Here is a 26,565-nt window from a genome sequence, read left to right as displayed (position 1 = left end):
ATCACTTTGAAATTCAAAGTACTTTTAAATACTATTATGAAGCAAACTATCATCATTATCTCGTCTTTCTTGTTCAGCACTTTATTCTATGGTCAGAATATTGGTTTAAACATATCCCTTTTTAGCTTACTCACTTTAATTATTTTAATTATTGGTAACACCAATAAATTTAAAAACAAAACAACAATAGCGTACACAATACTCTACTTATTAACCGCTGCGTTAGTGTTCTTCCAACATTCGTTTTTAGCTTTTATTACTAATATTGTTGTCTTCTTTACTTTAGTTGGAAACGTTACAGAATCTAAATCTTCAATTTTTGTAAACTGGTTAAATGGTATATATACAAGTGTTGCTGGTTTTTTTCATAGAAATTTAGACTTCAATAAAGAAGAAGAAACACCCAAATTAAAAAAAGACATAGACGTTTTACATTGGGCAAAGCTTATAGGTATTCCTTTAATTTTTATAATTGTTTTTATTCTACTATACAAAAACGGAAATTCTGTTTTTAATGCTCTTATTTCTCAAATCAACTTTAAGTTTATCAACATACAATGGGTTCTATTTTCAGTCTTAGGTTATTTTTTATTCAGCAATATTATAAACCCTGTACAAGTTGAACCTGCAACGCAATCTGACCTAAAATCTGGAAATACACTTTTAAAAACCGATAGTTTTTCCGAAGAAAAATTAAAAAAAGAAAAGCAGTTAGGTACAACACTTATGCTTTTACTTAATGTTTTAATTGTATTCTATTTAGTTACAGACATTATAGCTTTAAGTGCTTCATCATCTTATGATGCTGTTGCGCTATCGAGTCAGGTTCACAATGGTATTAATGCGCTAATTGCTTCGATTATAATTGCTATTGTAATTATTCTGTACTTTTTTAGAGGAAATATAAACTTCTATAAAGACAATAAAACACTTAAAAATTTAGCGTTTGTTTGGATTATATTAAATGCAGCTTTAATAATTCTAATTGCATTTAAAAACAACGATTACGTTACTGCTTATGGGCTCACATACAAACGCTTAGGTGTTTACATTTACTTATTACTCACTTTTATTGGTCTAATAACAACGTTTTTAAAAGTACTTAAAATTAAGAACTTATTGTTTCTATTTAGAATCAATACACAAATAGCTTTTGTTTTACTTATTGGCTTAAGCACTGTTAATTGGGATGCATTTATTACTAGATACAATATTAACAATGTAGAGTCTTTAGATGTAAATTATCTAATACGCTTATCTAATAACAACTCTTTTATTTTATATGATTTGCGCGAAAAAGGGACATTAAGCCCAAATAACAATCGTGCAATATATGTAAAACACAAAGCGTATTTAAAGAAGCTTAATACTAGAAATTGGCAAGAATACACCTTTGCAAATTTTAAAGAGAATACTAATACAGAAACACATAACTACTAATGAATATTCCATCGAACATAGGGAAATCCATATTACTAGCATCATGCATTTTTTGGATTATTTATCTTATACAAGAAGGTGATTTAGATTTTGCTCCAATTGTAGTATTATCCCTAATTCCAATAAGTATTTGTGTATCACTTACAATAGTAATTACTATTTGTCCTGTATTCTGGGCTTTAAGAAAAGAAAAAGAAGATAACAAATCGCTAGCAAAAAGATGCTTTCCATATTACTCCATTGTTGCTTTTAGCTTATGTATTTATGGAGTAATAGCTTCAAATTTTGATGCTTTCTTTGTTAGCTTCTTAATTGCCGCTTATTTAACAACTGCACAATCTTGGGTTTGGTTTGCTAAAGAAAAGAGCTCATGAAAAAATTAAGAAAACAACTTATTAATTGGCTTTTCGCCATTTCTAGTAAAATCTACACTCGTATTTATAAAAACCATGAGCCTTGGGCAATTACTAAAAACGACCTACTCTCCTATTCTAAAGAAAGTTTAGGATACAGTTTAGGTTTATTTTTAAAGAAAAATAATTTCGATCTTATTCCAAAAGTGGAGCGTCACGATTGCTACCATGTTTTAACTGGTTACAGCACAAAAGTAGAAGACGAAATTGCCTTGCAATACTTAAGTTTAGGTAATGGTAAGCGAAGTCCTTATTTATTTGGAGCTGTTTTTTTAGGCACCATTATTCTACCAGATTATTTAAACTATTATATAGAATCTTATAAAATTGGAAAGCAAGCAAATGTGTTTCATAGCCTTGATTTTAAGCCCTTATTAAAGACAAATATTGAACAATTTAGAAAAATTATTTTTTCTAAAAAACACATCCAAACTATTAAAAACACAAGTTATGAACAGGTTTAAAACGAAACTATTCAAGTATGCAAAAAAGCTATCTATTATTGCTTTACTAGCCATTACGTTTGCAGTAATATGCAATAGTATTATTATTTATAATGCTGAAGGCAAAACGTTTTCCAAAACAGAAAATATTCCTAAAAACAAAGTTGGATTAGTTTTAGGAGCTGGCAAATATCTTAAAAATGGAAGAATAAATTTATACTATAAATATAGAATAGATGCAACCGTAAAATTATATAAAACAGGCAAAATAGATTTTGTTTTAGCAAGTGGAGATAATGGTATCGAAGCATATGATGAACCTACAACCTTTAAAGAAGATTTAATAGCTAGAGGAATACCAGAACATAAAATTTTTCTAGACTATGCAGGTTTTAGAACACTAGACTCGGTTATTAGAGCTAAAGAAATTTTTAGTTTAACCCAATGTACAATCATCTCTCAAAAATTTCATAATGAACGTGCCATTTACTTGGCTAAAAAAAATGGTATTAACGCCATAGCATTTAATGCTAAAGATATAACTGGTCGTTATGGCTTAAAAACAAACCTTAGAGAGTATTTAGCAAAAACTAAAGCTGTATTAGATGTGGTATTTAATGTACAACCAAAGTTTCTTGGAAAAAAAATAGAAATCAAATGAAAATTACATTTCAACCTTACTACTTCGCGGTATTTTACACTTTGCTATTAGTAGAAATAGCAATTGCATTGCTACTTAAAGGAGGATTTATCAGGCATACTTTTGGCGATTTCTTGTCGGTAATTGTACTCTACTGCTTAATAAAAAGCTTTGTAGACATAAAACCAGGGCTACTTACCATAATTGTTCTTTTAATAGCATTTGTTATTGAGTTTCTACAATTAGCAAACATTCTAGATTTTCTTAATCTAAGAGACAACAGATTAATAGCAACAATATTTGGTACTTCTTTTAGTATTCAAGACCTCGTCGCTTATACTTTAGGCGCATTATTCATATTGATTACAGATATAATATTAACAAAAAAAGCATCAAAAAAATGAAACCTAAGATTCACGAACTCAAATTTTTAAAAAAAATTGGTGTGAGTAATATCTTTAAAACCATTTTTCCAAGAAAACAACAGTCTGTTAGCATCATATTTATGCTAATGCTATTCAGTTTTGCCATTCTATTTATTAGAGTTTCAATAACCAAAACACTATACTATACTTTTTTAGTTTGGAATGTTTTCTTAGCAGTTATTCCTTATATAATTACTATGTACTTTTTAGATAAAAAGAAGCTAGATAAAGTTAGCTTTGCGCTAGTCTTTTTTACTTGGCTAGCATTTTTACCAAACGCACCATATATTATTACAGATTTGTTTCATTTAAGCAAAAGCACCTATAACAATATCTGGATAGACACATTAGTAATTAGCACATTTGCCATTACTGGTATGTTATTATTCTATTTTTCTTTGTTTCAAATGAAAGATATACTGTTAAAGTTTTTCAACAGAAAAAAATCTAAAACTATAATTATAACAACCATTTTCTTATCTGCTTTTGGTGTTTATATTGGTCGGTTTTTACGCTATAATTCTTGGGAAATATTAAGTGATCCTTTTCAACTGTTTAACGATATTATTAATATGCTATTTCATCCCATAGAACACAAAGACGTTTGGTTGTTTACTTTCTCTTTTGGGCTATTTTTACAACTAGGCTATTCTGTTTTTAAGCATTTAAAAAAAACAAATATTTAATTCAATAAAAGCAATAATTGTTAAGAATTGGCAATTATTCAACTTTTTGTTTATCTTTACTACGCGTTGATTTATAGCTATTTAATACGCCTTAGTCTATTTTACTATCCCTTATGTTAGAATAAATTAAATAATTATTTGATTTAATCTAATATAGCTATGACCAATAATACTCTTATAAAAAAAAGACAACTTGCCTGTATCATGTTTACAGACATTGTTGGGTTTACATCTTTAATGAGTAAAGATGAAGGCTTAGCCCTTAAAACTCTTGACGAAAATAGAGTTATCCATCGCGCAATCCTTAAAAAGTATGATGGAGAATGGATAAAAGAGCTAGGCGATGGTATTTTAGCCACCTTTTCTACTGCTACAGATGCTGTTTCTGCTTCATCAGAAATACATATAGCAACAAAAAGCAATCCAAATTTAAACTTAAGAATTGGTTTACATTTAAGTGAAATTATTTGCGAGAATGGAGATGTTTTTGGTGATGGCGTAAACATAGCCGCCAGAATAGAACCCACTGCGCCTACTGGTGGCACACATATTTCTCAAGCTGTACAAAGTAATCTTTACAACAAAAAAGGAATTGAAACCAAATTTATTGGTGAATTTAACCTGAAGAATGTAAAAAATGACATGAAAATTTATCAGGTTTTAGTAACCGATGAATTTGAAAGTATAGTCAACATAAAAAAAGAAGATTTCAATACAAATAATACAGAAACACATAAAAAAAGTATTGCTGTAATGCCTTTTTTAAACATGACTAACGATAAAGATCAAGAATACTTTTGTGAAGGTATTGCAGAAGAAATTTTAATTATATTATCCAATGTAAAAGACTTAAAAATTATAGGCAGAAGCTCCTCTTTTCAATTTAAAAACAGCAAATTATCACAAAAAGAAATCAGTGCTATATTAAATGTCAATCATATTCTCGATGGAAGTGTAAGACGAAGTGGCAACAGATTAAGAATTAATGCACATTTAAGCAACGTTCAAGAAGATCGACAAATTTGGGCAGAACGTTATGATAGAGAACTAACAGATATTTTTGAAATCCAGGATGATATTGCTTCAAAAATCGCGAAAGAACTTAAAGTAAGCTTGTTGGATAACTCTAAAAAAGTAAATCCTGTAAATATGGAAGCTTACGAAATGCTTTTAAAAGGTAGGTTTTACGAAGAGCAATTTATACAAGGATTCGACAAAGCACTAACATGCTACACACGTGCAATAGAACTAGAACCAGACTATGCCGAAGCTTATGCAGCTTTAGCCAACATCCATTTTCTGTATACAATGTATCTTATTCATCCTCCAAGAGATGGTTTTAGAAGAGCACAACATTATGCAGATAAAGCCTTATCTATTAATAATGAAATTGCCGAAGCCCATTTTCTTATTGGTCAAATAAATTTTTGGTATCACTGGGATTTTAACACAGCAAAAACGCAATATATTAAGGCAACACAAGCTAGCGTTCCTTTCTATTTTTCTGGAGTTGCCATAGATCCTTGGTATTATGCTTTTGTAAAAGGTGATTTTGAAAGCGCAGTAAATGCTACTTTAACCATTATGGAAACCAATCCGCTATCCTTCTTTTATCAATTTCTATTGAGTTGCTATTATACTTGGGGAAGACAACCTAAAAAGGCTAGAGAAGTATTAAATAATTTGTTAATAGCAATACCTCGTCACTCAGACGCGCAACGCCTATTAGCCTACAATAGCTTACTAGAAAATGATAGTGCTAGAGCTGTAACCGAAGCTAGAAAAGCTGTTGAATTAGCGCATGGTTTGGGATGGTCTCAAATAACATTAAGTATTGCTTTAGCACAAAATAAACAAACAGAAGAAGCTTACGACCTTTTAAATAGTTTACAATCTAATTTAGAACAAGTAAATATTTCACCACTTGGAATTGGACTTATATACGCTTATTTAAATGATTTTGACAATGCTTTTTTATACTTAAACAAAGCCATAAAATATAAAGATATCTGGATGGTATCTTTAAAATATGGTCCTGAATTTGATCCTTTACGGAAAGACCCAAGATTCGATACACTTTTAGAACAAATTGGATATCCAGATTATACACAAAAGGATTATTAAGATGAAGAACTAAACCACTAAAAATGAAAAACCCAGCAACCAATACATTGCAAATAGGTTATGAATATATTTCTTCAGATGAAGATAAAATTATTCAGGAAATGATTGACGAGATGCAAGCTCAAATGGATAGAGTTTATGCCCAGAAGAAAATGCCTCGTCAAATTCACACTAAAATGCATGGTTGTGTAAAAGCAAAATTCATAATAGAACCAGACCTAAAAGAAGCATTAAAAATAGGTGTTTTTAAAACAGTCAAAACATATAATTGCTGGGTACGTTTTTCGAATTCTCAATCTAAACCGCAAAAAGATAAAAAGAAAGATATTAGAGGTATTGCAATTAAATTAATGGATGTTCAAGGAGAAAAGTTACTAAACAATAAACGACATGAAACCACTCACGATTTTTTATTAATGAGCAGCGAAACATTTTTCTCTAAAAACATTAAAGAGTTTAGAGGTACACTAAAAGCATCTACTGCAAAAAACAAATTAAAATTATTGCTCTATTTTTTAAACCCGAAACATTGGAGTTTGTTAAAAAGGTTAATGGGTACTTTTATAAAATGCAAAAATCCGTTAGAAATACCATATTGGAGCACACAACCTTATCGTTTTGGCGCATTAGACAAGGCTGTAAAATATTATTTAAAACCATCTGCAGATAATTGTTATGTAAACGAAAACATAAAAGAGCCTCATTATTTAAAAATAAATATGGCGCAGACCTTGTATAATCATCCTGCAAAGTTCGACTTCTTTGTGCAGTTTCAAACAGATGCAACGACAATGCCAATAGAAGACCCAACTGTGCCGTGGACCTCGCAATATGTAAAATTGGCAACTTTAGAAATTCCGCCACAACAGTTTAACACAAACAAACAATTAGAGTTTGGGGAGAACTTATCTTTTAATAGTTGGCATGTGCTTCCAGAACACAGACCGTTAGGCAGTTTTAATCGTGTTAGAAAACGTGTTTACGAGTTTATGGCTGAATATAGACACAAAAAAAATGGAGTACCAGATGTTGAACCAAAAGCGGATGCTTCATTTTTTAATAATGTACATATTCATGATAAGAATAGAATTAACGTCGCAATTCCAAAAAATAAAGCGTTAAAAAAAACAGCCCAAGTAACTATAAATTGCTCTAAAGCGACTGCTTTTAACTTTATTACAAATGGTGAAAAATTACCAAATTGGTTAAAAAAACACGGTTCCATTCCTGCAGTACTCTATACTAAAAACAACGCAGAAACTTATGACTTTGTTGGTGCAAAAAGAACAGTTTATTTAGATAAGAATCAATCTACTTTAGAAGAACTTTTAAGCTATAATCCTTTTGCAAACTACTCCTATAGAATTACAGAATTCACAAACTCCATAAAGCATTTCTCGAACACTGCATACGCACAAGTTTGGTTTAATACTATAGATGATAAAACCCGAATTACTTGGGACTACACTTTTACTTACAAGAACATTTTTTCAAGATTAATATTAAACTTGATTTTAACTTTTGTGTTTAAAAAATTTATGCAAGCAAGCTTAAATAACGCAAAAAAATATATCGAAAATGGTGATTAATAAATCTAATTCATAAAACAATTAAAAGATGAGTAACACTAATTTAGAAACCATAGATTTAAAAAGTGTCTTTTGTATAAAATCTATCCTTTGGAAACTTTTTGGAGTTGGATTTGCTGTTATTGCTATAAAAGGTTTTATGATTCCTAATCATTTTTTAGATGGTGGATTGCTGGGAATTTCAATCTTAATTCATGAATTTTACCATATAAATGTTGGCATTCCATTAATACTATTAAATATTCCTTTTGTTATTCTTGGCTATAAAATTATTGGTAAAAATTTCGCTATTCATTCTTTTGTTTCACTTATTTTACTTGGCGTTTTTATTACAGTTTTACCAATTCCAACAGTTACTCACGATCACTTTCTAACTGCTGTTTTTGGTGGTGTATTTGTTGGGTTAGGCATTGGTTTTGTTATTCGTGGTGGAGGCGTTATTGATGGTTTAGAAATTCTTGCAGATTATACTAACGAGCAATATGGTTTTTCAACTTCCGAAATTATTGTTGCCATTAACACAATCCTGTTTTTAATTATTGCATGCTTCTTAGGCATTGAAAAAGCAATGTATTCTATTTTAACTTTTTTTACTGCTATTAAAGTTTCAGATTATGTTGTAGATGGTTTCGAAAAACTAATTTCATTAACTATTATTTCGCCAAATCCAGAAGTAATTAAAAGTCTAATAGTAAACGATTTTAATAAAGCGATTACAACCTACAAAGGCGAACGCGGTAATTTACCAGGATCTTTTGGCATTAAACAAGATTGCGATATTGTAGTAGCAGTAGTAACGCGATTAGAAGTACACAAAATAAAGAAAGCTATTAAGCTTAAAGATCCAAAAGCTTTTATGTATATTCAAAGTATTAGAGAAGTTGGTGGAGGTATTACAAATAAAAAGAAGCATCATTAAAATGATAGACAATTTTACAGAAATATATAATCATGTTTTAGCGATTTTAAATGCTAAACTCCCAAGTTATTTAACGTATCACAACACAAATCACACCTTATATATTTTAGAAAACGCAATATATATAGCCCATAAAGAAAATGTTTCTAAACCAGATTTATACTTACTAAAAATAGCTGCACTATTTCATGATACAGGTTTTATTTATAGTTATGATACTCACGAAGAAAAAAGTTGTGAGATTGCTAAAAATGAATTAAAAAAATTTAATGTTTCAAATGAAGACATAAGCACCATTTGCAACATTATTCGCGCAACAAAGGTTCCTCAAAATCCAAAAACGCTATTAGAAAACATTTTAGCAGATGCTGATTTAGAATACCTTGCTACTACTAATTTTAAAAAAGTGGGCGATAAACTGTTTGAAGAATTAAAACATTTTAAACCTCAAACCACAAGAAAAAAATGGAATGCTACTCAAATTAAATTTATAAAAAATCATCATTATCATACTTCATTTTGCAAACACTATAAAGAACATAGAAAGCAAAAAAACCTTAATTTGCTTCTAAAATTATAATTACAAACTACACAAATAACGTATGGTTGTTATCGATGGAAAAAAGAAATAAGCACCACCTTTAATGGTTACAAATCGTTTTAGATTTTTTTCTGTTTTATTAATTGGACAACCTTGTAGAGTAAATTGCTGTTCTTCGTCTTCTTTAGGGTTTTCTACCACACCAATAATAGGATCTGGATCGCTATACAATTCTTTTATCTTAGGATAATTAGACCAAGTATATTGTAAAAACTCAAATTGCCTACTAATATCCGCACTAAAGCAATTAAAATATAAGCCAACATCTCCTTTAGGTTTGTTGTTATTTGGAGCGCCAACAATAGGATCTCCATAGGCTCTCGCTCTACGAATTAAACGATGACGGTTACTGAGTAATAATGATTTTTTGGGAGAATCTGTTTCAAAACTATCTCTAGGATTCATACGTCTTGCATGCGAACCAAATGGGCATTTTAAACCTTTAGGATCGTCTTTAGCATATAAAAAATCATTGTTATCACTTACGCCTCCAGGATCTTTATCTGGGAATTTAGAAATTGGAGAGCCACTTGGCCATCTTCCCATCATTTTCGAAGCTAATTTTATACTTGCTTCTTCGTTAAAAGCACCATCATCGTTACGTGTTCTATCATTCATAAAGTTCCAGAAACCTTCAACATCTTGTTGCATTTGCCTAACAATAAAATAGCTTCCGTTTTTACCTAAATCCTTTTTCCCTTCTCTTAATGGGCTAGGTGGCAACAAATCCATATTACCTTGTGCCTCTGCAATGGTTGGTGAATCTGGATATACTTTATAATTATTTTTATAGCCTAAAATAAACTCTCCAGCATTTACAGTGTTATGCTCTGGTCCTGTTCTACCACTTCCTCTAACTATTGGCTGCGCAATGCCATCACGAAAACCAAAATGCTCTTTATTATCTTTTAATGAAATACCATCAAGATTCCTATGTTCTTCTAAGCCATGCTTTTCAAAATCTATTTTAAGCGCATTAAAATAGTCTAAACAGGTTGCTTTGTCTTTCCCAAATACCAAAAGCGCCAATTCTACAGGTTCATTTTTTAATCCTCCCCAAAACCAATTTTCGGGAGAACTACTATCTATATCTCCAAGAATACTTGTTCTGTGCACAGTAGTCATACCTTCTTTAAAAGGAGGAGAAAACGTATTGATGTTTTTTTCTGAAAGACCTAACGCTTTAAGACCATTTGGTGCAAAAGCAATATTTAAGCACGTTTCTGGCAATTGCTCTTTTACTACAATTGAAGCATTGGTTAACTGGCTACTAATTGCACTAATCCAACGTTTTGCAGCTTCAGCATTAGTAATTTTAAGCAATGCAAATCTGGAAAACTGCATATTACCATAAGCTCTAAAAACATAACCTTGAACATCTTGTAATTCTATTGTATCCATTTTTTTTAAATTAATTCGAATAATTTCTTTGCTCCTTTTTCATTTAAATCTTTAGAAAACAATACTCTAATTTGAGAATTATTGTTCACATTTTTTATAGACAAATTTGGGTAGGCAGAGTACCAAATTTGTGTTGTAAGTTCAGAGTCTCTACTCCATGCTAAAAAACGCTCTTCGTCATAAGCACCACCAGTCATTAAAAAACGGGTTTTAGGAAACACCTTGGTATTAGAAAAAATACCAGTTAATCCCCAACCACTTTGATCTATAAAATCGCCTAAATATTGCTGCCAACTCCCATCGAAATTACTAAAAAATAGCACTCTTTTATTATCGTCAAATAATACCCAACGTGCAAAATGAATAGTAGGAATACCCATAAGCTCTCCTTTTGTAAATTTTATTGGGATTAATGTTTTTGCAAAAAGCATCATTGCTTTAAATGTAATTAATCTTACTTTTCCTTCTTTCATTTCTACCAATTGTGAAAACTGATTTTGATAATTAATTACTTTATTTTTATCTAGTTTCCCTTGGATTTCTTGGTTTTCCTTACTTAAATCTTCTCCACTTGTAAGATCTTCATATTCTTCAAGCTCTTTAATTTTTTTTGAATCTAAATCACTTCTCACTTTTGTGTAATGCACATCGTGCCTTTCGTAACCAAACTCTACAATTAATACCCAAATAATAATTACTGGAAGTAAAGCAAGTAAAACTAAAACCAATAGAATAAATTTAAACCAATGCATTTTAGGCATACTAAATTTTTCTTTTAGCCATGAAAATTTTGAATGAGAAGTTATCTCTTTTTTTAATTGCTGATGAATTTCTCTAGCCGATTTATTCTCCAAATTTCCAGTATCTAGTTTTTCTCTTAAATACATTCTTAAACCTTGTTCTTGCCTTATTTGCACAAGACTTCTACCTGGACTTCCTTTGTAAAAAGCAGAAGCTTGAATCATAGATTCTTTTAGAAAATCTGTTCTGGTTTGTGCGTTACAGCTCTCTGACTTTGGATAGTTTAAACAACACGAATAAATGCTGTCTAAAAGATGATGTTCCATATCACCACATAAATCTGCAATGTGATCCATTACAGATCCATCAAAATTTGAAGAAAATATAAGTTTAGGTTTTCTGTTTGTGTTTTTAAAAAAGATTAAACCTTCGTCGTCAATAATAAGCCATCTTAAGTAATGGATATTATTAGTTTTTTCAAACAACTCATGTTCTCCTTTCTCTAATGCGTACTTCATTTTAGAAAGCACTTTATACAAGTCTTCTAACTTATCTGGATTAATAGGTGTAACAAGGGTTAATGGATTTTGCTTACTCATTTTTAAAATGAACTTTGGTTAATTAATAGCGGTTTCTTTGTTTTTTTTATATTCAAAATATCTAAGTGCTCCTTTACTTCCAGAGTCTACAAGATTGGTTTTATCTTGATCTGTTAGGTTAAAATTTGTAGCAGAAATACCTAAATCATCTATAAAAATAGTACGATCTACTAAATGGCTTTCTTCAAACAAATCAATATCTTGAGAATTCATTAAAGTATCAAACAAATGCTTGATGTATAGAAATATCCACATACCATATTTAAACTCATTTAGGTATATTGTTTTTTTAAAACCATGTACTTTTTCGGTAGCAAGGCTTTCTTCATTATCATCACTATTCTTTTCGTAAATCTTTTTAGGTTCTAAAAAAAGACCTAGAGATTCTTGATGATACTCAATGCCATCTTTATGAAAACGTGGTTTATCGAAAAAAGACAACGGATAATTAAAAATCACACCACCATCTACATAAATATGATTATTTGGTATACTGTTTGAAAACTGCCATCCTTTAAAGAAAAACGGAATAGACATTGATGCTCTAACAGCTTCTGCAACAATACAATCTGGTGTTTTATATGCAGAAAATTCGCAAATATTTTTTGTGTTTAAATCTGATGCAAAAACTATTAACTCTTTACATCCTGCCTTTTCAAAATCGCTAAATGTAGCTTTTTCTGAAAGTTCTTTTTTAGAAGCTACATAGCATTTATATATAAATTTTAGAATTTCATCTCCACTATACAAACCGTATTTAGTAAATATTCTTATAGGATTCCATCCGCTTTTAAAAGCCTTAAAATCTAACTTACGCATTAATGCTTCAATTTCTGAAGGTGCCAATTGTAAAGCAATCATTAATGCTACAATTGCTCCTGCAGACGTTCCAGAAACTCGCTCAATTCCTTTATAAATTTCAGCTTTATCTAGTTCTTTTAAAGCACCAACGTAAGCAATGCCTTTAACGCCTCCTCCTTTTAATGCTAAGTTTTTGATATTCATAGTGTTGGTTTATCTTAAATTTACGTTTTTTTACAATACAAACCTTAATTAACCTTATAGAAATAACTGTTTTTCAGTAACTTATAAGAAAAAGGCTTCTTTTTTTTACTTCTTAATATTAGTACTCTATTATAGAGCAACGTTCAAATTTCCACTTAAGCACCAAACAATAACATTTAATTAATACAATGTTCATTTTCAATTCATTAATTTTATAAAATATAACTATTGACTAAAACCATAAAAATGAAGCATTTATCTGCAGCCTTATTACTTTCTGTTTTTGTTATTTTCTCTTGTAAAAAAGAAGAAGAGAAAACAAATACGCTTACAATGGGAGATTTTGAACTATCAACAGACGTTGTAATGCATAACAAACCTGTTACTATTACCTATAATGGTGACGATCAAGACATGGAAGGTATTTACTATATGCTTAATGGCTATAAAGCTTATCCGCAGGATTTAATTTTCGAAAATGGAAAAGCGACAATTTCAATTCCAGATTCTATTACTGCAATAGCTTTAAATTTAAAAGTAGATGGAGACTACTTAGATAATGACAAAAAAGGGTATCTATTTCCTGTTTTAGATAAAGACGGAAATACTATTGTTGGTAGTAAATCTAGCATGGAAGCCTATAAATCTGGCAGTGGTCAAAATTACGGATTAAAAGGTGATGCAGATGTTTTTGCGCAAACACTTGAAGCAGATATTACTGCAAATCCAGAACTTAAAGAACTTTGGGGAACCAGATATTTAAGCAATGTTATGAGGAGTGACAGCAAAAAAGGCAAAATATTAGCAAACACAATGTTAGCTGAACTGGCCTCTAAAAAAGAATTAACAGAAGACGATTACAGTAAAATAAGCACTATATATAGAAACCTAAGAGACACTAAAAGAATAGATTCTATTTCTAAGATTGCTATTGAAAAGTTTCCAAATGGAAAACTGAAACAACAATCTTTAATGAATAGCTTTTACGATGCAAAAACACTAGCCGATAAAGAGAAAATTTTCAATACTCTTGAAACGAATTTTGGAATGGATGCTAATTTATCTTATGCAGCAAATAGTATTGCTGAACAAAAATTTAAAGCAGGAGACGAAGTTGGTTTTAAATTATATGCTAGTAAAATTACCAGCGCAAATGATAAAGCTGGATTATACAATAGTGTTGCTTGGCCTGCTGCAGAAGAAGGAAAAAACATGGAACTAGCTTCACAACTTTCTAAAGCTTCTTTAGACTTATTAATGGAAGCTAAAAAAGATATTACTAATAAACCTGCTTACTATACAGAAAACCAATACAAAAAAAGTATAGATAACTCTTACAACATGTTTGCAGATACTTATGCTTTATTACAATACAAATTAGGTAACGTAAAAGAAGCCATAAAGTATCAAGCCAAAGCTATTGGTGATGAAAAAAGTAACGATGTTAACGAGCGTTACATAGAATTTTTGATTGCAGACAAGCAATATAAATTAGCTGCAGATAAAGCGAACTCGTTTTTAAGTGAAGGTAATGGTTCTAGCAAAATGAAAGACTTTTACAAAACAGCTTACACAATTTTAAAGCCAGAGGCTACAGATTTTGATGCTATAATTACTAAAATCGACAAAACTAATAACGATAGAGAATTAGCAGCATTAGAAGAAACCATGCTAGATGAAGAAGCACCACAATTTGTGCTTAGAAATTTAGACGGCGAAAACATCTCTCTTGAAGATTTAAAAGGAAAGACTGTTATTTTAGATTTCTGGGCAACCTGGTGTGGACCTTGTAAAGCTTCTTTTCCAGGGATGCAACAAGTAGTAGAAAAGTATAAAGACGATGAAAGTGTTGTTTTACTTTTTGTAGATACTTTTGAAGATGGTAAAAACAGAGAAGAAAATGTAGCTAAATTTATTAAAGACAACAACTACGATTTCCATGTGTTAATAGATGGTAAAGTGAAAGATAGCAACGATTATGAAGTTGCTAAAAAATATGGTATAACAGGAATACCTACTAAAATAATTATTGGCCCTAGCGGAAAAATAAACTTTAGAGCTGTTGGTTTTAGTGGTAGTAACGACAAACTAAAACAAGAAATGGACTTAATGATAGCGTTGTTGAAGTCTTAAACGACACTATCCTAAAACAATAAAGAAAGAGGCGCGCAAATTTGCGCGCCTCTTTTTTATTGCTTTACTATTTTTTTTAATCGTTATCTAAAACAGTTAGAGTTCCAGGTATAACTGAATCCACATCACCTTGACTTACAGTAATTGTAAAGGATGCAGTTTGTGTTGCTTCAACTACATTATCCTCTTGCGAAACAAAGCTAAATTGACCAGTAGTATCACCTGTTTCTATGTAAAATGATGTTGTCAAAACAGCGATATCACTTGCAGGATCGAATGATGGATTAAACTCAATGATGTTTATAGCTGGACTTGACAAAGTAAGAATTGCTAGGCCCTGATCACCTTCTGTAATAGTAAGATCATTTACTGTAATTATTGGAGCAGAAGGAACACTAGTTACATCATTAGGATCTGTTCCTGCATTTGCCTCCACACAATCATTAAAACCATCATCATCGCTATCATCATCATTTGGATCTGTAATGTTTCCGTTTGGATTGCAATTGGTTTGCCCATTATCTATACCTGTAGTTTCTTCACAATCTGTTAAACCATCTTGGTCAGAATCTACAGTGTTTACACCTAATAAATATATTTCTCCAACACTAGATTGATTTGAAATTGTATTTGTTGCTAGAACAAATACTTGTTGCAACATATTTGCATCTATATAAGTACTTGGATTTGCTATAGCATTTGTGTTAGTATCAGCATCTATCTGAGTTTCAAAATAACTAAAAGTAGTATTTGGATACGTTTGACCATATGTATCTGTTAAATCGTACTCTAAAGCAGAGGTATCACAATTTGATGCCCAAAACTCTATAACAAAATCAATAACATCTTGTGCATCTAAATAATCAGCAATACCATCTCCATCACTATCTTCGTTCATTGGGTTCCCATCGTTATCATAATCTTCATCTACTGTATTTACACCATCATTATCATCGTCTTCATCTTGATAGTTTGGTATACCATCTCCATCTGTATCATCATCATCTAAATTATTATTTCCGTTTATATCTTCGTTTATATCAATAACACCATCATTATCTGTATCAGATAAATCTGTACAAGACATTTCTGTTCCTAAATCTGTAGTTGGAGCTGTAAAGGTTCCATTAATAACAGCTGTAGATTGGCTATTTGTTACATCTATTACTTGCGCAGAATAAGACGTATCGGCAGCACAATAATCTATAATTTGAGAAATTGTACCATCTGTAATTGGAATAATTTGCGATTCGTTATTATAAAACAATTGAAGGTATCCATTTGTAATAGCATCGCCATTACAATCGTTAAAAATTGCAGTAAAATTTGTTGTTAATGCATTACTATTTTGAACTGTTACTGTAATGTTTTGATTATCAGAATAAGGTCCTAAAGCCATTGAAAAATCATTATTTACACACCCAAAATCTGGAACAGTTAAGGTTAGCGTTTCATTTGCTGGAGCCAAACCACAAACCAATCCATTATTATCTGTATAACCAGAAGTAGTAGAAGCCCAACCAGAAGTATCTCTATCTAACTGTATTAATATATTAGGAATAGGATTGTTATTTTGGTCTACAATAGTAACGCAAAAATCGACAGTTTCGAAAGGCGCATCGCAGTTCCAGAAACTAAAATGAGATACTTCACCTTCGTATCTTCCATTAACTAAGGTTGCAGAACCTTCTTCTTTCCAGTAGCCATTATCCTCATCAAAATACCATAATGGAATTGTTGCTGGAGGATTTGTAATACTACTACCAACAGGAACCCTTATTATTGCAGGATCTCCTGGCGCAATATTTAATTCTTCTCCACCTTCTCCTCTTAATTCTACAGCAATCATACCATAAGATTCTAAAATTCGAAGTTCTCCATCTGTATTTTCTGCGGTTAAGTTTCCAGGCATCATTTGCGCAAAGTTTTCATTATCTACATTTAATGGTTTGATAATAATAGCCACTTCACCTTGATAAGGACCACCAAATTGATTTGTAAACTGCCCAGGAAACTCAACTTCTGTACCATCTGGCAAATCTATAGTTAATGCTTGGCCAGCTGTTATAGTTGCTACTGGCTCTAAATCTAGTAACATTATTTTAACTTGGTTTACACCACTTGTTGGAACTAAAGCTCGCGAACCATTAATAAAACCAGTCTTATTTGCTTTTATATTTGCAAATTTATTATAAACTGTAGCACTAATTAGTGAAAATACACCGTTAGCATCTGTAGTAGTAAATGCAGAACCTATATTAATAGTCACTCCTGCTATTGGGTTATTTTCTTCGTTTACAACTGTCCCAATAAAACGCGCTTGAATAGCATCTCCAAAATTTTGTAAAAACGGATTGGTTTCTCCATCTTCAGAACTTTCGTTTAAAGGTATATTATTGTCGTTCTCGCAAGCCGTTAACGAAAATAAAAAAACTAAAAGGAATACATATTTTATTAATTTCATAATTCTATCTTTTATCTTTATAAATATAACAACTAGTATTTAAAAACTCCTAATCTTTGAGTTTGATTTGTGGTAAGAAATTAAATATGTTGTGTTAAATACTTTTCTCAACAAATATTACCTCTTTTTCTAAATCAGTAACATTTGAAGGCTCTTTTCTATTTTTTTCTTGAATTTTTCTAACAATAGATGTTGTTCTATTTCTAGATAAAAACCTAGGCAAGTTTGCTAAAAGCTTATTTAAAACTCCAGGAACCGCAACTACTTTCCCTTTTAGCATGGCTTTATAACCATAAGCGGCAACGGCTTTAGGGCAAGCCATATTAAAGCTTATTTTATTGTTGGAAGACGAACTAGAAACCACTTCTTGAAAACAAGTTTTTGTTGGCCCAGGACATAAAACAGTTACAGAAACACCAGTATCTTTAAGTTCGTTTGCAATAGCTTCGGAAAATGAAAGTAAATAAGATTTAGATGCATAATACAAAGCCATCATTGGACCTGGTTGAAATGCTGCTAAAGAGGACACGTTTAATATTTTTCCATGATCTCGATCTATCATACCTTGAAGCACTAATTTTGTTAAATGCGTAATGGTAATAATATGTAAGTTTAACATCGCAGATTCTTTTTCCCAATCGGTATCTGCAAAAGAACCAAAAACGCCAAAACCTGCGCAATTAACTAGAACGTCTATACTAGTGTTTTCTAATGCATTAAAAACACTAGCAGCGCTATTACTTTTACTTAAATCTGTAGCAATAATTTTGACTTTACTATTTGATGTGTTTTGTAATTGAGTCTGAATTGTTTTTAGTTTCTCTTCGTCTATATCTATTAAAACTAAGTTATAATTATCCTTAGCTAATAATAACATTAACTCATACCCTAATCCTGATGCTGCTCCTGTTATTACTGCTGTTTGTTGCATATTTACTTTATATAATTAACACTACTCTTTTCCATCTACATAATCTTGCAAATAGGCAAAACGCGGTGTTAATTTACCATCATTTGTAGTCATTCTAGCTCTTTTTAATATACCATTCTCATCGTTATTAAAGAAAGCAGGAATTACATGTTTTAAAAACATATCTCCAAAACCTTCACTAGCATCTTTTGGTAATTCGCATGGCAAATTATCTACAGCCATCATTGTAATTGCTCCTTGCGCATCGAATGCTACTTCTTTTTCTGTTTTCGCATCGTAGCCATAAAATGGATCTGCAATGGTAGAAGGTCTAATGGTACTTGCTACTGGACCATCGATATCGCAAGAGATATCTGCTACTAAATTAATTTTAAATTCTGGATGTTTAGCATCTTCTCTTGTAAATAAATAAGGTGCTCCATCTCCATAAAAATGACCAGCTATAAAAAAATCTGATACTTTAGCATAAGGCATAAAGTTACTTATATAACCAGTTGCGTCCTTATAAAACTCAAACTTATCGCCTACTTTTCCATCTTTACGTTTTGCATATTCCATAACGTCTGCCATACAATATACTGGCTCTGTAAAATCACTTGTTAAGTATAGCGCATCGCTTACTTCTTTTATTTTTAAATGATCTAATATTTCTTTGGCGCCTTTGGCTACTTTACCTGTTCCTGTAAGTAGTATTTTAATGTTTGGAAGTTTTATTTTATCTAGTTCTGCTTTAACAGCATCTAAATCTCTAAGTGTTTCTACTTTTGGTAAGTTGAATAGCTTATCGCGCAAACCCAATGCTCTAAAACCGTTATATGCACCAACTAAGCCTGCATAACGACCAAAACCAATAAGTCTTACTCCGTTTTGCTTTACGATAGTTTCGTGATCATACATTTCGATATTCTTAGATAGAATTGCTTTTAACAGCTTTCGATTGTATGGTTGTTTTTTGATTGTATGACTGAAGAAAAAATATTTTTTATTCGGAATTAAAGATTCCATTGGCACTTCTTTTACGCCAAACATAACGTCTGCATCTGTGACATCTTCTGAAACATTAATGCCTTGATTTTGATACTCTGAATCACTAAATACACGAATATTAGAAGATTCCACGACAAGTTCTGCGTTTGGAAATTCATCTTTTAATGTTGTTAAATCTTGTGGTGAAAAAACCACACGACGATCTGGCGGGTTTTTGCGTTCTTTTATTATTGCAAATTTCATGTTGGAGATATCTTATTTGTTTCTGCTAAAATACTTTTATAATTAGGGTTTAGCAAATAAAAAAAGAGGTTTGATATTGCTTTTGAATTAATATTTTCTGTACTTTTGTGATACCTTAAAAGGATTGAAAGGTTCTTTCTTGATAAGTGCGTTAAGGATTGAGGCATTGTTGAAGCTCTTTTTTGTTTTTCTCAAAAAAAGCGACTGCCGAAAGCCTGACACTTTTTTGCCTTTAAAAGCAAAAATGAGTAACGCCAAAAAATTACTATATTATATTTGGGGTCGACTGGTTTTGACAGCGAGATTAATTAATTTGTAAGCACGTCGAGTAATGAAATTATACTCGTAAATACTTATTTTCAACTTTTTAAACGGCGAGAACAACTACGCTTTAGCTGCATAATCTGAATTATAGTAAGATTAAGCCTCGTCCTACTAGGTAGGAGAGCTAAATGTCTTCAGAAAGCCTTAGTTAATGGCGTTCTATTTAAGGCATCGTAAAAATTGACTATGATTGTGTTGTGCTTCGAGACACTTTTAAGATAAAGAAGATAAGTTGTAAGTGGGTTGTCTTTAACCAGCTTGCAATCGAAAACCCAAGAAAAGAATAAACGTGTAGAAAGCCCTTTGGTTACTTGTTTGGACGAGAGTTCGATTCTCTCCGACTCCACTTATTGAGTATCAACTCAAACCTAAAACCCTCTAAATTTATGATTTAGAGGGTTTTACATTTTATTCCATATCATTTAATAGTGTATAATATCATCTAAAAGGTGTGCAATTCGGTGTGCACAAAAAACACTTAATTATTGCACACCGAATATCCTATAAATACATGATTTACAGAGTGTTGCGTTAATTTTAAATTTGTAAATTTCATTTAAAAAATGTACTTTAAGGTGGAACTTTAAATGCAGTATTATGAGTAAGAGCTATCACCTCATGTTTTTTATAAGGAAAAGCAGATCTAAATCGCTTGATAATTCGGCGATTTATTTAAGAATCACTATCAATGGGAAACGCTCTGAAATGAGTATTAGTAGGACTATCTCACCTAAGAAGTGGCATCCAAAAAAAGGTAAAGCTATTGGCACAGATCGAGAAGCTATTGAAATAAATTCTCATATAGAAAATATCATTTATAACTTAAGAAAAGTACATCAAAAGTTGTTGGACGAGCAAGAATCAATAAACCCAGCATTGATGATTAAAGAGCTTACAGGTCAAAATAAAAAGACGCATTACGTTCTCCAAATTTTTAAAGTCCATAATGAAAAAACCGATTTATTAGCTGGAAAAAACATTTCTGTTAGTACTGCTAAACGGTATTGGACTTGTTATGATCACGTAAAACAATTTATTGAGGAAGAATATAACCTGGAGGATTACAAATTAAAAGATATCGATTACCGATTTATTACCAAATTTGAGTTCTTTTTAAAAACGACTAGAAAATGCAATCATAATTCTGCATTAAAATATATTAATAATTTTAAAAAGATTATTCGCATTGCTTTAGCGAATCAATGGATGGAAAGAGATCCATTCTACAATTACAAAGTTCAGTTCGAAGCTGTAGAGCGAGAATATTTAACAGCTGAAGAAATAGACATACTTTACACGAAAGAATTACATTTTGACAGACTGAAAGTGGTTAGAGATATGTTTGTCTTTTCTTGCTATACAGGTCTCGCCTATTCTGATGTTGAAAAGCTTTCTAAGTCAGATATCACAATTGGTATTGATGGCAAGCAATGGATAAATATTAGACGTACCAAAACAAATACGCGAAGTAGTATTCCGTTGTTACCCATAGCAAAAGAGATTTTAAGTCGTTATGCTTACGATCCAAAAGTTATAAAAAGTGAGCGTTTAATTCCAGTATTTAGCAATCAAAAATCTAATGCTTATTTAAAAGAAATAGCGATGCTCTGCGGCATCACAAAACCATTAACTACACATTTAGCGCGACATACCTTTGCGACTACTGTGACTCTAACTAATGGAGTACCTATTGAAACCGTTAGTAAAATGCTTGGTCATAAATCATTGCGCACAACACAACATTATGCAAAAATTGTAGACCGTAAAGTTAGTGACGACATGAAAATACTTGAAGAGAAACTGAAAACCCAGAGAAAAGACCGGAAAGAAAATCAATAATTCATTCCATTTTAATGCTAAAATCTATAGCGTTTTTAGACCTAATTAGTTTTACTATCAAATGATTCATTTTGCGATAAAAACGGAACATAACCAAAATCTGTACAAGTAGTGAACAAGTAATGAACAAGTTGTGGTACAAGTAGTGGTCCGTATATATAAACATTAATAAACAAAAGAAAACATTTATAAACTAAGCTATCAAAAAATATAAATAATTTTTTCATTTTTCAAAAAACTAAAAATATCTTATTTGGTTTTTAATTGTAGTTCAGAATCAAAAATAAGACGCTTTTTAAAAGCCCTAATCAATTATCTCTTCACTCTAAACACAAATATTATTAAGCCTCTAAATCGTTTTTAAAAGCTTTAAAATCAACAAATTATTAATGTACTTAGGAGTTCATAGTACTTGGCTTCAAATGATTTAATTTGATGTCTGTTCTCCATTATTTGAAGCCTCATTATTTATTTTAGTCTGAAATTCTTTTTTTTCTTGAAATCGCACATTGGCTTTTTGGTTAAGTTTTACATTACCCAAATGCTGTCTTTTTTCAAGCATTAGTTTTTGCTTTGGCTCAGTTACTTCGAAAAGAGATTGCAACATTGCCAATGTTGGTTTAGTTTGATTCTTTTCTATATCTTTTATAATGGCGATGAGTGCATTTATTCTTTTCTTAATCCGATTTTCAGTTTCCATTAAGTTTGGTTTCAGATTATCTTCTGGAGACAGTTCATTGCGTTCAAAAAACTCTAACATCAAAAGCAAAGTCATCGATTGAGATTTTGATATTTTCTTACAAAAATTTCGAAATTTAACTGCAACAGAAAGCTTAATTCCCAACTTCTCGAATCCCTCTTTTTCGTAACCTTTATCCATTTTTTCTGAAAAAAATTATTGGTTTCATTGGGCTGTAAGGATTTTTTCTGAAAAATCATTTCTATCCCCAGTTTAATAAAATATTAATTATCTGAATATCAATAAGTTAAATAATAGTAACATCGCGTAGCGTGTTACCCTCTTGCTATACCTTTTTTTCGATACATCTTCAAAAAAATATACTTCCATTTAAGATAATTTACCAATCAAATCAAACATTGTGATAACCATAATTTAAGAATCAATTATAGTTACTCTTGAATATTTTCAGCCTAATTCAGCTTTTGATTGCATTATCGATAAAAACATTTACTTATTATATCTAGAGCGTTTTCCTTTTCTTTTTTCTCATTAGTAGAATCTTTCAAAAGAAAAATTAACAGCTAAGAAAATAACATATGGATTCCCCTTATCATTTACTTCCCATAGAGCCTTCGCTGTTGCCTTTTCGATGTGAGTCTCCTAAAATTTAAATGAATAAGGACTTATAAAAAGAGCGACACAGGAGCCTGATTATGCAGTCCGTCTCGTTTAAATTTTAATGCTTTAGAAGATAAGGCAGAGGATTGACTATACTTAAGCGGACTCAACTCTTAAGATTGGGTCCAAGATTTTATAATAAAGCTCGTTCTCGGAATGTAGCTTTTGGCGGAATGGAGAGGAATGTGCTGACTTACTTATCTGGCTGTTAATTTATTGTAACGGAAAAAGTTAGGTAATTAAATAATAAGCTAATAGTATAGCTGCTGTCTAATTCATATAATCTTGCCAGGTTACCAAGATGTATTTTTCCTTACCATTATATTTCTTTTTTAAAAACCCGTATTCATATACAAACAGATAAATTTCTCCTTTTTGGTTTTTCCAGTAATGGGTAAAAAACTTAGGATCAAAGCCTTCACAAATTAATTTAGATTTTCGAAGGGTCGAAAAACCGGATTTATTATATTTCTTTAATATTTTTCTATTGGTTCTAAGTTTCCTGTCAACTATTAAATAGAAAGCTTCAGTTTCCTGTCGTTTTTCATACTGATCAATTGATTTGCATTTAGCAGAACAAAATATTTTATCTGTACGTCCTTTTACGATAGTACTACAAATTGGGCATTTCTTTATAACCATAAAACTAATAGTATATTATACTCATAATATACTATTTAATTTATAAAATCTAGTTAAAATTGTAATATGAATTCTATGAAATCAATTACGCTTTACCATTTGATGATTAAAAATCAAAAAATGATTGGTTTAAAATTTTCACCTGATAAGCTTATACAAAATTTAATAAAGGGGCTTCCTAATCCTAAATGGAGTCAAAAGTATAACATGGTGTATATTGAAAACACCAAAGTAAATCTCGGTATTATATATAATACATTCAAGGGAGTCGTATGGATAAATTACAACCGTTTTCTCACGAATAAGCCTATTAATACTCATAATGAAGATATTGATGTTGAGTGGTTTAGAAAGAGAGAGACCTTGCCAGAATACAGACTTTGCCCTGAAGCGTATTTGTTAAAACTAGAATTAAAACGCTATGCTAATAGTACGGTTAAAACTTATGTCACTTTTTTTGAACTATTCATTAATTATCACAATGATAAAGAATTAAAAGCCCTAGACGAAAACGACATTCGGTTATTTCTTCAGCATCTTATTCAAAAGAAACATTCCAACTCCTATGTAAACCAAGCTATCAATGCAATAAAATTTTATTATGAAGTTGTCTTAGGTATGCCCAACCGTTTTTATGAAATTGAAAGGCCTCGAAAAGAGTCAAAATTACCTAAGGTAATATCAAAGGAGGAAATACTTTCAATTATTGAAAACACCAACAATATCAAACATAGATGTATAGTACAGTTATTATATGGCTCAGGTTTAAGACGTAGTGAGCTTTTAAATTTAAAATTAGAAGATATAGACAGTAAACGAATGCTAGTCCGTGTAGAAGGTTCAAAAGGAAACAAGGATAGATTAACCTTATTGTCCAAAACAGCACTTATCGATTTAAGGAAATACTACCTTAAATATGAACCTAAAATATATTTATTTGAAGGCAAGAAAGGATTTAAATATAGTGGAGCAAGTGTTTTAAAGGTTGTAAAAACTTCAGCCGAAAAGGCACGTATAAGAACAACAGTGACACCTCACGTTTTGCGACATAGTTTTGCAACACATTTATTGGAGTCGGGTACAGATTTAAGACAAATACAGGTGCTTTTAGGACATGGCTCATCTAAAACGACTGAAATATATACACATGTTGCAACAAATACTTTTAAAAGTATTAAAAATCCCTTAGATTCGTAATACTAAAAATGGAATAAACATACTAAGGTACGTTTATCCAATTGTTGTGCACAAGTCAAAAACAAAAGAAATAAATGATATTTGAGATACCCTTCGATAAAAACCTTTACCAAACCCAAATGTTACTTCATTTTAATCTGACTTGGAAAAGGAATAAAGAAAATAACAGAATGAGATTAATTTGGGGAATTCCAATGGTTCTAATTGGTTATTATATGATTACTAGTGAAAACTATTTTGGCTATTTATTGATCGGTTTTGGAATTCATTCCATCACGAATTTCATAGATAATTATATACATTATCGAAAAAATAAAAAACAATATTTCGATTTGATTGAGACAGAAATTGACAATCAAAAAAAATCTCAAGAGAATAGTATTTGGGAATTCAATGAGGAAAGTTTTTGCTACAAAGATTATAGATATGAGACGAAAATGATATGGAGTTCATTTAAAAGCTACCGAGTAATTGAATCAAATTTATTTCTTGATATAAATATTGGACCCAGTTTATCGTACGTTCTGGCGGAATCTGAAATCGGAAAGGAAGAATTTGAAAAAGTAACTGAATTTATTAAAACTAAAATCGGATAAAAACCAGTGCACAACAATGGCTATAATTAATACGGGTTTTGGTGCTTAACCCAAAGTTTAGAGCTTTAAACCAAGTCCGCCAAATCTTTTGATTTGGCTTTATAAAAAAAAGATAAAACAAAATAAAAAGTTTTGGCTAAGTGCTTAATCGAAAGTTCACTACTTTTAATTCCCGTACTAACCATAGCCGAGCCGTTGGCAACTATTACCAATCATACTCTGAAAAAAATGACAAAAGAAGACCAAGACGAAAAAAAAATATTAGATGAATTGATAATATTGACCGATAAAACATTTTCTGTTAAATATTCTTTTTTTAATAAGTTAACTCCAGTCATTTTAGGATTTTTAGGTTTATTGGTAAGTTTGAAATCTGGGGATAATTCATCGAAAGTTTCGTCATTGCTTTTCTTTTCAACCATACTCTTATTAGGGCTTTGTGTCATTTTTTCTCTAGCAGTTTTATATTCCGAATTGCATTACTCAAAGAAGACTCTGAAAAATTATAAAGATGCAGCCACAAAACATATCCTGGACGGATGCGTAGAGAAATCAATAAATGTAAATGTAGAAAAAACACCATTTTACGAATTTTGTGAAAAAATGACACTTATCTCTTTAGGTCTATCCATTTTAAGCTTGATAATATATTCCTGTGCCTCAACATTTTGTATCTGAATTTAAATGCATTTACTTAAAAATATCGGAATGAAAAACCGTAATCTAAAAAAATAAACAGTTGCCAACACCGTATAAAAATAATGCGTAGTTTAGTGCTTAATCAAGAGTCCGTGCACTTTTGTTACGTCTGATTTTCCTGCGG

The 26,565-nt window shown here is 30.9% G+C and carries 23 protein-coding genes and 1 other RNA gene; 16 read left to right on the top strand and 8 right to left on the bottom strand.

Going from position 1 to position 26,565, the window contains the following annotated elements:
* The first annotated feature begins 36 nt into the window (after window positions 1-36).
* The 10 genes from CW733_RS00940 (at window position 37) to CW733_RS00895 (ending at window position 9,259) form a co-directional block, all read left to right on the top strand.
* The gene (locus CW733_RS00940; protein ID WP_100994846.1) at window positions 37-1,440 is read left to right on the top strand and encodes a DUF4173 domain-containing protein; all 1,404 of its coding nucleotides are present in this window, start codon (window positions 37-39) and stop codon (window positions 1,438-1,440) included.
* Window positions 1,440-1,814: a hypothetical protein gene (locus CW733_RS00935; protein WP_100994844.1), complete on the top strand. Its 375-nt coding sequence runs from the start codon at window positions 1,440-1,442 to the stop codon at window positions 1,812-1,814. Before CW733_RS00940 ends, CW733_RS00935 begins: the two co-directional genes overlap by 1 nt.
* A complete protein-coding gene (locus CW733_RS00930) occupies window positions 1,811-2,317 on the top strand; it encodes a Coq4 family protein (protein ID WP_100994842.1) in 507 nt (168 codons plus the stop codon). Before CW733_RS00935 ends, CW733_RS00930 begins: the two co-directional genes overlap by 4 nt.
* The gene (locus tag CW733_RS00925; protein WP_100998600.1) at window positions 2,304-2,957 is read left to right on the top strand and encodes a vancomycin high temperature exclusion protein; all 654 of its coding nucleotides are present in this window, start codon (window positions 2,304-2,306) and stop codon (window positions 2,955-2,957) included. Before CW733_RS00930 ends, CW733_RS00925 begins: the two co-directional genes overlap by 14 nt.
* Entirely contained in the window at window positions 2,954-3,340 is a 387-nt protein-coding gene (locus CW733_RS00920) for a DUF2809 domain-containing protein (RefSeq protein WP_100994840.1), read from the top strand. Before CW733_RS00925 ends, CW733_RS00920 begins: the two co-directional genes overlap by 4 nt.
* On the top strand, window positions 3,337-4,047 hold the full coding sequence (locus CW733_RS00915; protein ID WP_100994838.1) for a DUF1361 domain-containing protein: 711 nt from the start codon (window positions 3,337-3,339) through the stop codon (window positions 4,045-4,047). The genes CW733_RS00920 and CW733_RS00915 overlap by 4 nt, the downstream gene beginning before the upstream one ends.
* 159 nt (window positions 4,048-4,206) lie before the next feature.
* Window positions 4,207-6,171, top strand: coding sequence for an adenylate/guanylate cyclase domain-containing protein (locus CW733_RS00910; RefSeq protein WP_100994836.1), 1,965 nt, complete (start codon window positions 4,207-4,209; stop codon window positions 6,169-6,171).
* A gap of 23 nt (window positions 6,172-6,194) precedes the next feature.
* Window positions 6,195-7,760, top strand: coding sequence for an SRPBCC family protein (locus tag CW733_RS00905; RefSeq protein WP_100994833.1), 1,566 nt, complete (start codon window positions 6,195-6,197; stop codon window positions 7,758-7,760).
* A gap of 28 nt (window positions 7,761-7,788) precedes the next feature.
* Window positions 7,789-8,679 (top strand): YitT family protein, encoded by an 891-nt coding sequence (locus CW733_RS00900; RefSeq protein ID WP_100994831.1) that lies wholly within the window; start codon window positions 7,789-7,791, stop codon window positions 8,677-8,679.
* Between the two features lies 1 nt (window position 8,680).
* Complete coding sequence (locus tag CW733_RS00895) at window positions 8,681-9,259, top strand: HD domain-containing protein (RefSeq protein ID WP_100994829.1); 579 nt, start codon at window positions 8,681-8,683, stop codon at window positions 9,257-9,259.
* Here CW733_RS00895 and CW733_RS00890 read toward each other — a convergent pair whose 3' ends face one another.
* Genes CW733_RS00890 through CW733_RS00880 form a run of 3 tightly spaced genes read right to left on the bottom strand, consistent with a single transcriptional unit; the run spans window position 9,260 to window position 13,026 of the window.
* A complete protein-coding gene (locus tag CW733_RS00890) occupies window positions 9,260-10,681 on the bottom strand; it encodes a Dyp-type peroxidase (RefSeq protein WP_100994827.1) in 1,422 nt (473 codons plus the stop codon).
* 5 nt (window positions 10,682-10,686) lie between these two features.
* Window positions 10,687-12,021, bottom strand: coding sequence for a hypothetical protein (locus CW733_RS00885; protein ID WP_100994825.1), 1,335 nt, complete (start codon window positions 12,019-12,021; stop codon window positions 10,687-10,689).
* Window positions 12,022-12,039: 18 nt separating this feature from the next.
* On the bottom strand, window positions 12,040-13,026 hold the full coding sequence (locus CW733_RS00880) for a patatin-like phospholipase family protein (protein ID WP_100994823.1): 987 nt from the start codon (window positions 13,024-13,026) through the stop codon (window positions 12,040-12,042).
* Window positions 13,027-13,272: 246 nt separating this feature from the next.
* Between CW733_RS00880 and CW733_RS00875 the strand changes: the two genes are divergently transcribed.
* Entirely contained in the window at window positions 13,273-15,159 is a 1,887-nt protein-coding gene (locus CW733_RS00875; RefSeq protein ID WP_100994821.1) for a TlpA disulfide reductase family protein, read from the top strand.
* Window positions 15,160-15,235: 76 nt separating this feature from the next.
* Here CW733_RS00875 and CW733_RS00870 read toward each other — a convergent pair whose 3' ends face one another.
* The 3 genes from CW733_RS00870 to CW733_RS00860 all read right to left on the bottom strand — a co-directional run bounded on the left by CW733_RS00870 (window position 15,236) and on the right by CW733_RS00860 (window position 19,784).
* Complete coding sequence (locus CW733_RS00870; protein ID WP_100994819.1) at window positions 15,236-17,623, bottom strand: hypothetical protein; 2,388 nt, start codon at window positions 17,621-17,623, stop codon at window positions 15,236-15,238.
* A 94-nt stretch (window positions 17,624-17,717) separates the two neighbouring features.
* A complete protein-coding gene (locus CW733_RS00865; RefSeq protein WP_100994817.1) occupies window positions 17,718-18,554 on the bottom strand; it encodes an SDR family oxidoreductase in 837 nt (278 codons plus the stop codon).
* A gap of 21 nt (window positions 18,555-18,575) precedes the next feature.
* Window positions 18,576-19,784 (bottom strand): NAD(P)-dependent oxidoreductase, encoded by a 1,209-nt coding sequence (locus CW733_RS00860; RefSeq protein WP_100994815.1) that lies wholly within the window; start codon window positions 19,782-19,784, stop codon window positions 18,576-18,578.
* Window positions 19,785-20,062: 278 nt separating this feature from the next.
* On the opposite strand from CW733_RS00860, the gene ssrA reads away from it, so the two are divergent.
* Window positions 20,063-20,457: a transfer-messenger RNA gene (gene ssrA / locus CW733_RS00855) on the top strand.
* 248 nt (window positions 20,458-20,705) lie between these two features.
* Window positions 20,706-21,947: a site-specific integrase gene (locus tag CW733_RS00850; RefSeq protein WP_100994813.1), complete on the top strand. Its 1,242-nt coding sequence runs from the start codon at window positions 20,706-20,708 to the stop codon at window positions 21,945-21,947.
* Between the two features lie 427 nt (window positions 21,948-22,374).
* Here CW733_RS00850 and CW733_RS00845 read toward each other — a convergent pair whose 3' ends face one another.
* Window positions 22,375-22,827: a BfmA/BtgA family mobilization protein gene (locus tag CW733_RS00845; protein ID WP_198520091.1), complete on the bottom strand. Its 453-nt coding sequence runs from the start codon at window positions 22,825-22,827 to the stop codon at window positions 22,375-22,377.
* A 750-nt stretch (window positions 22,828-23,577) separates the two neighbouring features.
* Window positions 23,578-23,949 (bottom strand): hypothetical protein, encoded by a 372-nt coding sequence (locus tag CW733_RS00840; protein WP_100994811.1) that lies wholly within the window; start codon window positions 23,947-23,949, stop codon window positions 23,578-23,580.
* A 66-nt stretch (window positions 23,950-24,015) separates the two neighbouring features.
* Between CW733_RS00840 and xerA the strand changes: the two genes are divergently transcribed.
* The 3 genes from xerA to CW733_RS16375 all read left to right on the top strand — a co-directional run bounded on the left by xerA (window position 24,016) and on the right by CW733_RS16375 (window position 26,420).
* On the top strand, window positions 24,016-25,146 hold the full coding sequence (gene xerA, locus CW733_RS00835; RefSeq protein WP_232730379.1) for a site-specific tyrosine recombinase/integron integrase: 1,131 nt from the start codon (window positions 24,016-24,018) through the stop codon (window positions 25,144-25,146).
* 74 nt (window positions 25,147-25,220) lie between these two features.
* The gene (locus tag CW733_RS00830) at window positions 25,221-25,742 is read left to right on the top strand and encodes a hypothetical protein (protein ID WP_100994810.1); all 522 of its coding nucleotides are present in this window, start codon (window positions 25,221-25,223) and stop codon (window positions 25,740-25,742) included.
* Window positions 25,743-25,970: 228 nt separating this feature from the next.
* On the top strand, window positions 25,971-26,420 hold the full coding sequence (locus tag CW733_RS16375; RefSeq protein WP_157811509.1) for a hypothetical protein: 450 nt from the start codon (window positions 25,971-25,973) through the stop codon (window positions 26,418-26,420).
* Window positions 26,421-26,565 lie beyond the last annotated feature (145 nt).

The sequence above is a fragment of the Lacinutrix sp. Bg11-31 genome (assembly GCF_002831665.1).
In the GTDB taxonomy this organism is placed as follows: Bacteria; Bacteroidota; Bacteroidia; order Flavobacteriales; family Flavobacteriaceae; genus Lacinutrix.
Note: the sequence above shows the minus strand (reverse complement) of the source record. Positions and strands in the feature narration are given on the sequence as shown.